Below are 12,510 nucleotides of genomic sequence, written 5' to 3' on the forward strand. Positions count from 1 at the left end.
TCGGGCTTAGCGTCGCGGCGGCGCGACCTTGTCCGCACGCACCCGAGGAGCCGCATTGACCACCCGACCCCCCGGTCGGCGAGCCCGCGCACTCGCGCTGATCGCCGCCATGAGCGCGACCGCGCTCGCCCTCGCCACGCCCGTCGCCCTCGCCGACGAGATACCGCTCGCCCCCGGGCACCGGCTCGTCGCCTCCTACGAGGGGGCGCCCGTCACCGCCCGGCCCGTCCCGGCCGAGGCCCCGCCCCAGCACCCGTACCTCGCCCCCAACGGGCGCAGCGGCATGCACGCCGACGCCGCAGGCAGCGGCACCCACCCCTTCTCCGGGCCGCTCGGCCGCGACCCGAAGGTCAGCAGCGAGAAGATCGCCGCGCTCGGCGGCGAGTGCGCCACCGTCACCTTCGACGCGGGCGGCCGGCTCGTCACCGTCTGCGGCACCTTCAACGGCTTCCTGCTCAAGCTGCTCGACCCGCGCAGCCTGGCCACCCTCGCCGAGTACCAGCTGCCGCAGCGCTCCTCCACCGTCGAGGCCATCACCCGGCTCGACTTCGAGAAGATCTTCAAGGACACCTCCGGCGGCGCCTACTTCTACCTCGACGACCGCGACCGGGTCGTCCTGGCCGACTCGCGCCAGCACATCCTGAGGCTGGCGCACCGTCAGAAGGCCGACGGCGCCTGGGAGTTCTTCGTCGACAACGACTGGGACCTGACCTCGCTCGTCCCGCACGACTGCGTCAGCTGGACCAATCTCTTCCCCAGCGGCGTGTGCGACCCCGTCACCTCCGTGATGCCCGACTGGGACGGGCGGATCTGGTGGGTGACCCGGCTCGGCCGCGTCGGCACCGTCGACCCCGCCACCGGCGCCCTGCGCGCGATCCGGCTGGACGGCGAGGAGATCCAGAACTCCTTCTCCGTCGCCGAGGACGGCGTCTCCATCGTCACCGACCACGCGCTCTACAGCTTCCGCGCCGACGCCGACGGCACCCCGCGCGTCCAGTGGCGCCAGACCTACGACCGGGGCACCGGCACCAAGCCCGGCTCCGTGAACCAGGGTTCGGGCACCACCCCCGACCTCTTCGGCCAGAACGGCGCGAAGTACGTCGCCATCACCGACAACGCCGACGACCGGATGAACATCCTGGTCTACCGGCGCGGCACCGACGTCGCCGAGGCCGACCGCCTCGTCTGCAAGGTCCCCGTCTTCGGCTCCGGCGCCTCCACCACCGACAACTCGCTGATCAGCTGGGGCAACAGCCTCGTCGTCGAGAACAACTACGGCTACGAGAACATCACTTCGCTGACCTTCGGCCGCAGCGTCGTCGGCGGCGCCACCCGCGTCGACGTCCGCGCCGACGGCAGCGGCTGCGACACCGTCTGGGAGAGCGACGTCCGCTCGCCCTCCACCGTGCCCAAGCTGTCCACCGCCAACGGCCTGCTCTACTTCTACGAGAAGCGGCCCAACGTCCTCGGCATCGACGCCTGGTACCTGACCGCCGTCGACTTCCGCACCGGCAAGCGGGCCTGGTCCCGGCTGACCGGCACCGGACCCGCCTACGACAACAACTGGGCGCCGATCACCATCGGCCCCGACGGCACCGCGTACGTCGGCGTCTTCAACGGCATCGTCGCCGTCCGCGACGGCGCCTGACGGCCCCCGCCGACACACGGGTGCCCGGGACCTCCAGGGGTCCCGGGCACTCCCGTCCGGTGGTGGGGCTCATTCCATCTCGGGCATCTCGCCGACCGTGGTCTTCACGTCGATCACCGCGAACGCGGCGCCCTGCGGGTCCACGATGGCCGCGAACCGCCCGAAGGGGCTGTCCATCGGCCCGAACACCTTCCGCCCGCCGGCCCGCTCGGCCGACTCCACGGCCTTGTCGCAGTTGTCGACGGCGAAGTAGATCTGGATGTACGAGGGGATCTCGGCCGGGAAGTCCTCCGCGCTCATCACCATCCGGCCCAGGACGGGATCGGCGCCCAGGTCGAAGACCCGGTAGTCCATGTGCTCGTCCTTGATCTTCTTCGAGCCGAAGTCGAAGACCTCGGTGAAGAAGGCGTCGGACTTCGCCGGCTCACGGGTGAAGACCTCCGCCCACACATAGCTGCCCGACTCGCCCTCGACCTCGAAGCCCTCGTGGTCGCCGGCCTGCCAGACGCCGAAGACGACGCCCGCCGGGTCCTGCGCCAGGCACATCGAGCCGAAGGTGCCCACCCGCATCGGCTCCATCACCAGCGTGCCGCCCGCCGCCTTGATCTTCTCCGCCGTGGTCTCCACGTCCGGCGACGCGAAGTAGAGACACCAGGCCGACTGCGGCTCGCCGTCCTGGCCGGGCATCGGCGGGACGACCGCCGCGACCGCCTTGCCGCCCCGGTAGGCCTGGGTGTAGTTCCCGAACTCCGAGGCGGACTCGCCGAAGGTCCAGCCGAGCACGTCGCCGTAGAACGACTTGGCGCCCTCGACGTCCGCGAACATCGCGTCGGTCCAGACCGGCGTGCCTTCCGTGCGTGAGGCCATGACGGGACCTTCTTCCGATCGATGTGCGTGTCTACGGCCACGCTAACCACGTCCGCCCCGGCCCGCCTGGTGACGCAGGGTGACCGGGCGTGTCACCGGCGGTGCTCGCGGGTGGTGGGCGACAGCTCCTTGACCAGCGTCCAGAAGACCGGGAAGTCCGGGATCTCCTTCGACTCCCGCGCCCACCGGCCGCCGCCGGCCGTCCGCACCACCACCAGGCCGTCCCCGCGCAGCTCGCACCACCGCACCCGCTCCCACGGGGACGTCCCCGACGGCAGCGTGATGCCCCGCCCGTCCAGCGACACCTCCCCGAAGGCCACGCTCCCGCCCTCCTCCAGGACCGTCACCGCCGCCGGCAGCGCACGGCGCACCGTCTCGTCCAGGACGATCTGGGCCAGCTCGCGGATCTGCGAGTCGCTCGGCTTCGGCACCGTCTCCTCGTTGACGAAGCCGTCCACCGTCACGGCCCGGCGCCCGCCGGCCGACAGCCGGTAGGCGTAGCGGGTCCCCGCGTAGCCCCCGTGGACGTACGTACGGGTCACGTCCTGGTGCATCGCCGTCACCGAGGCCCAGGGCACCGCCCGCGCACCCCCGTCCGCGCCCGGACAGAGCAGCCCCCGCTCGTACAGATACACGTACTCGTCGGGCCGCAGCGACGCGCTCGGCACCCTGCCGTACCGCCACACCTGCCGCCCGAGCAGCCCGAACGGCAGCGCGAGGAGCACGACCCCGGCCCAGACCCCGACCAGCCGCGTGGCCAGCACCGGGAGCCAGAGGGCCGCGACCGCGAGGAGCAGCAGCGCGGAGGGCGGCACGCCCCGGCGCCGCTCGCCCTCGGAGTGGTGCGCCCGAAACCCCCGCAGATACACCCCGAGCCCGGCCGCCCGCGCGCTCCGCGTGGCCTCCTCGCCCGGCGGTGGCACCGTCACCCGGTCGCCCGTCGCCACAGCGCACCCCCCTCCCCCTCCTCGGCATGATGTCAGGGGCGCCCCCGGGGTGCCAGACGCTCGACGGCGTAGCGGTGGAACGGCCCGTCCGGGAGCGGCAGTTCGGGACGCCACAGCTTCAGCACCTGGGCCGAGGGGACGAACAGCTCCGCAGGCAACTCGCCGGGGTCGGTCCACTCCCAGCGCTCGATCCTGTCCGGCTCGGCGACGGCCGGAGTGCCGGTGTGGGCGTGGACGATCGTCGCGGCGGTCATCCGGGTGAGCGCGGCGGAGGTCTGGGTGTCCAGGATCAGCCCGACGACCCGGGCGTCCGCCTCGTCCGCCACCAGCGTGGTCTCCTCGGCCAGCTCGCGCACCGCCGCCTGCTCGATCGACTCGCCCGGCTCGACCTTGCCGCCGGGGAGCTCCCACACGCCGGAGCGGTGCAGACCGAGCAGCACCCGTCCGGTGGCGTCGGTCACCACCACGCCCGCGCCGAGGGAGGCCTGCGCGGGCGGGGGCTGGGTGTTGCGGTGGGCGGCCGGCATGGACTCTCCTCGGAACGGGGCTCGTTGCGCTTCCCAGCCAACACCACCGCACCGACAGCGGTCACAGCACCGCGACGCCCAGGGGCCGCGAGCCCGCCGGGAGGCGGTGGGTGGAGCCGTCGGTGAGGTCGACGACCGTCAGGCCGTCCCAGAAGCCGTCGCGGGTGAAGCCGCCGGTGACGTAGGCGGTGCGCCCGTCGGCGGAGACCGTGACGTCCTCGTGCGGGCCGTCCAGCGGGTAGACGCGCTCGGCGCCGCCGGGGGAGCGGACGGTGAGGGACGGGCCACGGTCGGAGGCCGGGTCGATGGGGCCCGTGCCGACGGCGAGGAGGGTGCCGTCGGGGGTGACCGTGACGCCGTGCTGATGCGTGTTCGCGGTCATCGGCAGGACCTCGGAACGGCCGGTGCGCGGGTCGAGGACGACGAGCCGCTCGCCCTCGAAGGGCAGCAGCAGCCGCCCGTCCGAGGGGCGCACGGCCGCGTAGTGCGGCTTCAGCCAGGAGCCGAGGCCGCCCTCCGTGCCGTACGGGGCCACTTCGATACGGCGCGGGCGCAGGGTGTCGGCGCGGACCACGGTCACGTCGAAGGAGTCGTGGTTCGTCGCGTACACCTCCGAGCCGTCGCGCGCCACGTCCACGTCGAAGGGGCGCCGCCCGACCGGCACGGTCTCCGTGACCTTCAGGGCCGCCGTGTCCAGCACCTCCAGGGTGCCGTTCCCGCCGGGCACGTTGACACCCACGTACACCCGGCGTCCGTCGGGCGACAGCGCGATGCCCATGCCGCCGCCCCGGTACTCGCCGGTGGTCACGGGGCCCGTCGCCGTCCGGTACGGGACGAGCGCGAGGCGGGTGCGGGCGGCCGTGTCCACGACGGCCACGCCCTCGGCCGTGGCCACCCACGCCCGGCCGTCGGCGCCCACCGCGAGCCCGTACGGCGCGGTGCCGACCCGCACCGAGGCGACCGGGCCGCGCTCCGGGTCGACGAAGGTGACCGTGTCCGCGCCGAAGTCCGTGACGAGCAGCGTGCCCGCCGGGGTGGGCGCGGCAGGGGAGGCGGACGCCGGAGGGGGAACGGGGGAGGGGGAGGCCGGGGACGGTGGCGGGGTGGCCCGGGCGGCTCCGGTGCCGCCCATGGCGCCGCCCTCCGCACCGCCCTGGGCGCAGCCCGCCAGCAGGGCGACGGCGGCGGCCAGTCCGGCGAGGGCGCGGTGACGGTTCATCGGCGGGACTCCTGGGGCGGGGCGGGGCGGGGCGGTGGCGGTGCGCTGGGCGGCGGGGCCGCCCGTACTCCATGCTCCGGCCGTCCCCCGCCCCTTCGGGTCATCCGATCGGCTGACCCGGCCCGGTCCGAAGGTCCCGCACCCCCCGCCACTGGTCACCGAAGGTCCCGCACCCCGCCACTAGTCACCGCCCGGACCGCCAGGCCCGCCCGGTCCAGCAGGCTCGCCGCGATCGTCGCCCGGCGGCCGCTCCCGCAGACCGTCCAGATCTCCCGGTCGCGCGGCAACTCGCCGACCCGGCGCGGAAGTTCGGGCAGCGGGACGAAGAGCGTGCCCGGGATCCCGCCCTCGGGCCGCTCCGGCCGCACGTCGAGGACCCGGACCTCGGTGAGCCGGGCGGCCAGCTCGGACGCGTCCGCCGTGGGGAAGGAGCGCAGCGGCCGTCCCGCGATCCGCCACGCGTCGACCCCGCCCGCGAGCACACCGGCCACCTGCTCGTACCCGATCCGCAGCAGCTGGACCAGCGCCTCCTCGGCCGCCTCGGCCGCCGGTTCGGGAAGGACCAGTACCAGCCGCGTCCCGAACGGCACCACCTCCGCGACCAGGCTCGCGAAGCGTTCGTCCAGCTCCTCGCAGAGCGCGCCCGGCAGATGTCCCGCCGCGAAGGACCGGCGGTCGCGGGCGTCCACGACCTGCGCGCCGTCGCCGGCCAGACCGGCGACCGCCGCGGGGGAGAGCGGGCGGGGCACCGGCGGCCCGCCGAGGACCGGGGGCCCGGAGCGGTTGATCGGCGCCATGTGGCGGTAGTAGGCCGGGTACGGCGGCAGACCCGTGGCCCGCTCGGCGACGTACCGCTCCTCGTCGGGCGGCACGAGCGCCGGGTTGCCGCGCCGTTCCGCCCCGACCGTCGTCGTCCGCTCCCCGCCGCCCCGCACGGGTCCGGCCGCGCAGGAGCTGCCCGCGCCGTGCGTCGGCAGCACCCGGGTGGCGTCCGGCAGCAGCGACAGGCGCCGCAACGAGCGGTACTGGGCGCGGGCCAGCTCCTCGGTGCGCGCCGCCCCCGACAGATCGGTGCGGCCCGCGCCGCCGACGAGCAGGCTGCCACCGGTGAAGACGGCGGACGGCGGCCCGTCGTCCGGGTCGAGGACCAGGTAGGCGGTGTGCTCGGCCGTGTGCCCCGGGGTCTCCATCGCCCGCACGGTCACGTCGCCGACCGCGAGCTCGTCGTCCTCGGCGAGCGGCAGATGGCCGAAGGCGCACGGGGCGCGGGCCGGGCCCGCCACGACGGCGCCGGTCGCCGCGCGCACCTCAAGGGCCCCGGAGACGTAGTCGTTGTGGACATGGGTCTCCAGGACGTAGCGGATGCGCACGCCCCGCCCGGCGCAGGACTCGACCAGCGCCCAGCTGTCGCGCTGCGGGTCCACCAGGGCGGCCTCGTCGCCGCTGACCAGGAGATAGCTGCTGTCGCCGAGCGACGCGGTGGTGACGATCTCGATCCGGTGCACGCGTGCCCCCTTCAGACCACGACCACGTCGACCGAGGCCACCGGATTGCAGCCGTAGCCCCGGGCGTTCCACGGCGCCCGCTCCGGCTGGACCGCGCCGTCCGCGTCGGTCGCCCGCGCGAGCACCCGGTAGCGGCCGGGGGAGCGCGGCGTCCAGCGGCAGGACCAGCCGGTCCACGCGTACGGCCCGGAGGGCGCCGTCAGTTCCGCGTCCCGCCAGCGCGCCGACGGCCCCGCCGGGTCGTCCTCGTGCGTGGTCCGCACCTCGACCCGCCGCACCGCCACCCCGTCGCCGGACCAGGCCCGGCCCCGCACCAGCGTCTCCCGGCCGCGCCGCAGGTCCTCGTCCGGCTCGGGCGCGGTGATCAGCGACTTGACCCGCAGCCCGGCGACCGGCCCCTCGGCGCCGCCGTCCGCGTCCACGTACACGTACTCCTCGGTCTGGAACACCCCGCTGAAGGGCTCGGTCACCGCCCGCGCCTCGACCAGCCACTTCACGTCCGCCACGGCGAACCGGCCGGGGACGACCAGGCGCACCGGCGCCCCGTGCTCGGGGCTGAGCGGGGCGCCGTCCAGGCGGGTGGCGAGGAGGGTGCCGGGGTGGAGGGCGACGGCGAGCGGCAGACTGCGGGCGAAGGGCGTCCGGCGCCCGCGCACGCTCCCCGAGTCCGCCCCGGTGAAGACGAACTCGACGGCCTCGGCGTCGACCCCGGCCCGCTCCGCGAGCAGCCGGAACGGCACGCCCGCGAACCGCGCGCAGCCGACCGCCCGCTGCCCCCACGGCAGTCCCGGCGGGAGGGGCGTCATCAGGGCGCGCCCGTTGCCCGCGCACTCCAGGACCACGTCCAGCTCCGTGTGCGGGAGGACGAGCAGCTCCTCGTAGCCGAGGGCGAAGGGGCCGTGTACCGCCCCGTCGATCCGCAGCCGCCAGCCGGCGGGGGTGAGGCGCGGGACCCCGAAGTGGTCGCGGACGAAGAGGGCGCCGGCGGGGGTGACCGGTTCGGTCAGGGCGGCCGACGGCGTCTCGGCGTTGTACGGGTCGGTGGTCACCGTCTCCGGTGCCCATGCGGTGGCGCCCGGCCCGCGCGGGATCACGGAGGGGCACATGGTCCTTCCAGGCTACGCCCGGACCCTCCTGGGCCACCCGCCCGGCGCTGGGTCATACTGACGCCGCTCGATCAACAGATTGTTCAAGGAGGACTCTTGGCCGCCAGCTTCAAGACCGTCATCGAGGTGGGCCCCGCCCACCTCGACCAGGCGCAGGCCCTCGGACACGCTTTCCAGGAGGCCATCGCCCCCGCCACCGTCAACTACGACTTCGACCACATCCGCGACGCGGCCGCCGCGATCCCCGACAGCACCATCGTGAGGATGGTGCGCGGCTGGGGACTCCAGGAGCACGCCCCCGTCCTGGTCATGGTGCTCTCCCTCAAGGAGGCCGTCCGCCAGGCGCTGCCGCCCGAGTCGGCGCAGGCGTCCTTCTGGGACACCGTCGAACGCGAACTCGTCGACGCCTTCACGGGCCTCGCCGCCCAGGAGGGTCTGCCGGGACTCGCGTACTACGAGGAGGGCGCCGACCGCACCCGCTACTACCGGGACCTGTTCTTCGCCCTCCAGGACGAGGAGACCGGTGACCACATGTACGCCATCGCCTTCTGCATCGACGTCACCATCGGTCTCGGCAAGGCGGCCGTCGGCGCCCTGGAGATGACCGACGCCGTCCCGTTCGCGATCCGCCTGAACGCGATCGTCCTGCGCCAGGACCTCGCGCGGACCCTCGCCGCCTGACCCTTACCGCCTGACCCTCCCGCACCACGCCTCGGCCCGCCGTCCCGGGCCATGGCCCTCCGCGGGTACCGGGCGGTAGCGTCGCCGCACGGCGAAGACCTGCGGAAGGACGACACGCGCGATGACCCAGCGGTTCGGCGACTACCAGAACGAGATCTACCTGGCCGGGCTCTTCGGCACCCTGCCCAGGCTGCCCATGACCTTCGCCGAGCTTGAGGAGCGGGCCCGCGCCGCGCTCCCGCCGTCCGTCTGGTCGTACGTCGCCGGAGGCGCGGGCGACGAGCACACCCAGCGGGCCAACACCGAGGCCTTCCGCGACTGGGGCCTGGTGCCCCGGATGATGGTCGGCGCCAAGGACCGCGACCTCACCGTCGACCTGTTCGGCCTGCGGCTGCCCAGCCCCCTGCTCATGGCCCCCGTCGGCGTCATCGGCCTGTGCGCCCAGGACGGCCACGGCGACCTCGCCACCGCCCGCGCGGCGGCCCGCACCGGCGTCCCGATGATCGCCTCCACCCTGAGCGTCGACCCCCTGGAGGACGTCGCCGCCGAGTTCGGCGACACCCCGGGCTTCTTCCAGCTCTACACCCCGACCGACCGCGCCCTCGCCGAGAGCCTGGTGCGCCGCGCCGAGGCGGCCGGCTTCCGGGGCATCGTCGTCACCCTCGACACCTGGGTCACCGGCTGGCGCCCCCGCGACCTCGCCACCGGCAACTTCCCCCAGCTGCGCGGCCACGCGCTCGCCAACTACACCTCCGACCCCGTCTTCCGCGCCCGCCTCGCCAAGTCGCCGGAGGAGGACCCGCAGGCCGCCGTCCTGGAGTGGACCGGCGTCTTCGGCAACCCGCTCACCTGGGACGACCTGCCCTGGCTGCGCTCCCTCACCACCCTCCCCCTCATCCTCAAGGGCCTCTGCCACCCCGAGGACGTCCGCCGCGCCAGGGACGGCGGCGTGGACGGCGTGTACTGCTCCAACCACGGCGGACGGCAGGCCAACGGAGGACTGCCCGCGCTCGACGCCCTGCCGGACGTGGTGGCCGCCGCCGACGGACTGCCCGTGCTCTTCGACTCGGGCGTCCGCACCGGCGCCGACGTCGTCAAGGCCCTGGCCCTCGGCGCCACCGCCGTCGCCGTCGGCCGCCCGTACGCCTACGGGCTCGCCCTCGACGGCGCCGACGGCATCGTCCACGTCCTGCGCTCCCTGCTCGCCGAGGCCGACCTCGTGATGGCCGTCGACGGCTACCCGGCCCTCGCCGACCTGCGGGCGGAGGGAGCCCTGCGCCGGGTGTGAGGGGGCCGCTCGCGGCGCGCCCTCAGCGCCGTCCGAGGACCTCCGCGAGCCGGGAGAAGCCGTCCGCGCCGTGCCCGAGGGCGATGGTCCTGCGGGCCAGGCCCTCGGCGGCGCGCATCACGCCCGCCTCGATGCCGTGGTCCTCGGAGGTGTGCACGATGTGGGCCATCGACGACACCGCCGAGGTCAGCGGATTGCCCTCGCCCGAGTACGATCCGCTCTCCACGTCGTCGGCCCACTCCCGGAAGAGCGGCGGCAGGATCGCCCCGATCCCCTCCGCGAACGGGGCCAGTTCGCGCGGCGACACGCCCTCCGCGGCGGCCAGCGCCAGCGCGTGGGTGTACCCCGCCATCGAGGTCCAGAAGATGTCCAGCAGCGCGATGTCGTACGCGGCGGCCCGCCCGACGTCCTCGCCGAGGTGGGTGTGGCTGCCGCCCAGGGCGTCGAGCACCGGCCGGTGCTCGACGTGCAGTTCCGCCGGGCCGCTGAACAGGAACACCGCGTGCGGCGTGCCGATCGTCGGGGTCGGCGTCATGATCGCGCCGTCGAGGTAGCGGATGCCGTGCTCCTCGGCCCACCGCCCGGTGTCCCGGGCCCGCGAGGGGGTGTCGGCGGTCAGGTTCAGCAGGGTGCGCCCCTTGAGCGCGGCGGTGACGGGCTCGCGTCGCAGCACCGCGTCCGAGGCGTCGTAGTCGACCACGCAGACCACGGTCAGCGGGCTCGCCGCGACCGCCTCCTCCGCGCTCGCCGCACCGATCGCGCCACGGGCCACCAGCTCGCCGTCCCGGCCGGGCGTGCGGTTCCAGACGGTGGTGCGCACCCCGGCGGCCACGAAGGCCCCGGCGAGGGCGCGGCCCATGGGACCGAGCCCGATCACCGTGACGGCGGACTGCCCGGAGGCGGAGGCGGAGGGGGAATCGGGGGAAGAAGACATGACGGAACTCCCTTGTGCATGAGGTAAGAAGAAAGAGAAGAAGGATCGAGACGTACGACGCCGGAGGACGACGCCGATGACGCGCAGCCGCGCCCAGGAGACGGATGTGTGCGGAGTGACCGCCGCCGTCGCCGTGATCGACGGCAAGTGGAAGACCCTGCTGCTGTGGCTGCTGGAATCCGGCCCGCACCGGCCCGGCGAGCTGCGCCGGAAGGTCCCGGCGATCAGCGAGAAGGTGCTGACGCAGGCCCTGCGGGAGATGGAGACGGACGGTCTCGTCCACCGGGAGGTGCACGACGTGGTGCCGCCGAAGACCGTCTACTCGCTGACCGGCTTCGGCCGCGAGCTCGCCCGGGCGCTGGCTCCGCTCTCGGACTGGGGCCACCGCCGGCTGGAGCGGCTCGCCGAGGAGCGCGCCGCGTCCTGATACCTCGCCCGGTCCTCCTGTTCCCGGGCCTGTCCGGCCGTCCCTCGGCCTCCCTCAGACTCTCCCGGGGGCGGGGACGCCGACAAGTACCCACAAAAAAGTGGGTGTCGGAGGAGGACGCACGGCGGACGGCGTATGGCGGACGGCGTACGGCGGACAGCACAAGGCCCGCGTCCGGCCGATGCCTGACGCGGGCCGTGCGGACCGCTACGCGGTCTTCTGGGCCGTACGGACGCCCCGGCGCAGCCAACGGCGGCGGCGGGGCCGGTCGGGCAGCCAGCCGAAGGCCAGCGAGCTGCCGACGACGCCCAGCAGCATCCCGACGAAGAAGCCGCCCAGGTTGGAGGTCACCCAGGTCGCCAGGGAGGCCAGCACGCCGATGATCGAGTAGAACAGGCGCTGGCGGGGGTTGAAGACGATGAGCAGCCCGCAGACCACCATCAGGATCGGCAGGACGTAGCCGGCCAGGCTGTCCGCCCCCGCCGCGAGCACCACGGCGACGCTCGCGCGCTGGGTGACCAGGATCTCCACGCCGCCCAGCGCCACGGCGAGGCCCGCGCCGAACGGCCTGCGGTGCCGCCAGCGCCGGAAGGTCCGCCACGGGTGGCCGCGTTGCTCGGCCGCCGGTGCCGGGGCGACGGCCTGGTCCGTGCTCCGCGGGGCGTCAGGCGCCACGCTCAGCAGCCCTTCGAGCTGAAGCCCATGGAGAGGTCGGGCAGGGTGAACCGGGTCGCGGTGGTGGCGTAGTTGTTCTGCCGCACCTTGGTGATGGTGACCGAGTCGGCCTGTTGGCCGAAGGAGCCCAGCGGGCCCTTGATCGGCGGCTTGTCGTAGGTGCTGGCGTCGCCGCCGATCTCGATGTTCTCGAACTCGGCCAGCTTGGCCGACATGTCGGAGGAGTCGGTGGTGAGCCCCGAGGCCTTGACCGGGGTGCCCTTGTTGCCCGCGGTGATCAGCAGATGCGTGCCGCCGAGCTCCACGCTCTGGCACAGGTTGGTGAGCTTCGCCTCGCGGAACGCGGTGACGATCACCAGGACCTGGCCGCCGGTGTCGCCCGCGTTGGGGCTGCCGTCGGCCATGTTGTCGAGCGCCCCGAACTGCCCGAAGCCCGAGCCCTCCAGGGAGTCGGCGGTCACGACGAACGGCATGCCGGAGATGGCGAACTGGGCGGCGAGTGCCCCGGAGGCGGTCAGCCCCACCAGGGCTCCGGCGATGAGGAACGCGGGGACGCCCATCAGGGCGGCGCGGCGGTAGCGCACCCCGCCGCGGCGGTCCGTGGCGGGCGGGGAGTCGGGCGGGGAGTCGGGTCCGTTGGTGTCTTCGGGCAGGGCCATGCGGTGCTCCTGACATGAGTGAGGAAT

Annotated in this window: 13 protein-coding genes; 4 read left to right on the forward strand and 9 right to left on the reverse strand. The window is 74.3% G+C overall.

The annotated features are described in order from the left end of the window. The first annotated feature begins 109 nt into the window (after positions 1-109). Positions 110-1,648 (forward strand): hypothetical protein, encoded by a 1,539-nt coding sequence (locus tag ABTZ54_RS01375; protein ID WP_351656391.1) that lies wholly within the window; start codon positions 110-112, stop codon positions 1,646-1,648. A gap of 69 nt (positions 1,649-1,717) precedes the next feature. Here the strand turns inward: ABTZ54_RS01375 and ABTZ54_RS01380 are convergent, their stop codons facing one another. From ABTZ54_RS01380 to ABTZ54_RS01405, 6 genes are all read right to left on the reverse strand, one after another. Next, on the reverse strand, positions 1,718-2,515 hold the full coding sequence (locus ABTZ54_RS01380; RefSeq protein ID WP_351655429.1) for a VOC family protein: 798 nt from the start codon (positions 2,513-2,515) through the stop codon (positions 1,718-1,720). Between the two features lie 92 nt (positions 2,516-2,607). Next, a complete protein-coding gene (locus ABTZ54_RS01385; RefSeq protein WP_351655432.1) occupies positions 2,608-3,462 on the reverse strand; it encodes a DUF6585 family protein in 855 nt (284 codons plus the stop codon). Between the two features lie 32 nt (positions 3,463-3,494). Continuing rightward, positions 3,495-3,989: a nucleotide triphosphate diphosphatase NUDT15 gene (locus tag ABTZ54_RS01390; protein ID WP_351655435.1), complete on the reverse strand. Its 495-nt coding sequence runs from the start codon at positions 3,987-3,989 to the stop codon at positions 3,495-3,497. A gap of 61 nt (positions 3,990-4,050) precedes the next feature. After that, a complete protein-coding gene (locus ABTZ54_RS01395) occupies positions 4,051-5,208 on the reverse strand; it encodes a YncE family protein (protein WP_351655438.1) in 1,158 nt (385 codons plus the stop codon). Positions 5,209-5,363: 155 nt separating this feature from the next. Continuing rightward, complete coding sequence (locus ABTZ54_RS01400) at positions 5,364-6,713, reverse strand: MBL fold metallo-hydrolase (RefSeq protein ID WP_351655441.1); 1,350 nt, start codon at positions 6,711-6,713, stop codon at positions 5,364-5,366. 11 nt (positions 6,714-6,724) lie between these two features. Next, positions 6,725-7,819, reverse strand: a complete 1,095-nt coding sequence (locus ABTZ54_RS01405) for a sulfite oxidase (RefSeq protein ID WP_351655443.1) — start codon at positions 7,817-7,819, stop codon at positions 6,725-6,727. Between the two features lie 96 nt (positions 7,820-7,915). On the opposite strand from ABTZ54_RS01405, the gene ABTZ54_RS01410 reads away from it, so the two are divergent. Next, positions 7,916-8,500: a Type-2Aa cytolytic delta-endotoxin gene (locus ABTZ54_RS01410; RefSeq protein ID WP_351655446.1), complete on the forward strand. Its 585-nt coding sequence runs from the start codon at positions 7,916-7,918 to the stop codon at positions 8,498-8,500. 121 nt (positions 8,501-8,621) lie between these two features. Beyond that, positions 8,622-9,788, forward strand: a complete 1,167-nt coding sequence (locus ABTZ54_RS01415) for an alpha-hydroxy-acid oxidizing protein (RefSeq protein WP_351655449.1) — start codon at positions 8,622-8,624, stop codon at positions 9,786-9,788. A 22-nt stretch (positions 9,789-9,810) separates the two neighbouring features. Here the strand turns inward: ABTZ54_RS01415 and ABTZ54_RS01420 are convergent, their stop codons facing one another. Beyond that, on the reverse strand, positions 9,811-10,722 hold the full coding sequence (locus ABTZ54_RS01420; protein ID WP_351655452.1) for an NAD(P)-dependent oxidoreductase: 912 nt from the start codon (positions 10,720-10,722) through the stop codon (positions 9,811-9,813). 76 nt (positions 10,723-10,798) lie between these two features. Between ABTZ54_RS01420 and ABTZ54_RS01425 the strand changes: the two genes are divergently transcribed. Then, positions 10,799-11,149, forward strand: a complete 351-nt coding sequence (locus ABTZ54_RS01425; protein WP_351655455.1) for a winged helix-turn-helix transcriptional regulator — start codon at positions 10,799-10,801, stop codon at positions 11,147-11,149. A 207-nt stretch (positions 11,150-11,356) separates the two neighbouring features. On the opposite strand, the gene ABTZ54_RS01430 is transcribed toward ABTZ54_RS01425, so the two are convergent. Both ABTZ54_RS01430 and ABTZ54_RS01435 read right to left on the reverse strand, forming a co-directional pair. Beyond that, positions 11,357-11,833: a DUF6114 domain-containing protein gene (locus ABTZ54_RS01430; RefSeq protein WP_502997167.1), complete on the reverse strand. Its 477-nt coding sequence runs from the start codon at positions 11,831-11,833 to the stop codon at positions 11,357-11,359. Then, positions 11,827-12,483: a DUF6230 family protein gene (locus ABTZ54_RS01435; protein ID WP_351655460.1), complete on the reverse strand. Its 657-nt coding sequence runs from the start codon at positions 12,481-12,483 to the stop codon at positions 11,827-11,829. Before ABTZ54_RS01435 ends, ABTZ54_RS01430 begins: the two co-directional genes overlap by 7 nt. Positions 12,484-12,510: the final 27 nt, after the last annotated feature.

Source organism: Streptomyces sp. NPDC094032 (assembly GCF_040303965.1).
Lineage (GTDB): Bacteria > Actinomycetota > Actinomycetes > Streptomycetales > Streptomycetaceae > Streptomyces.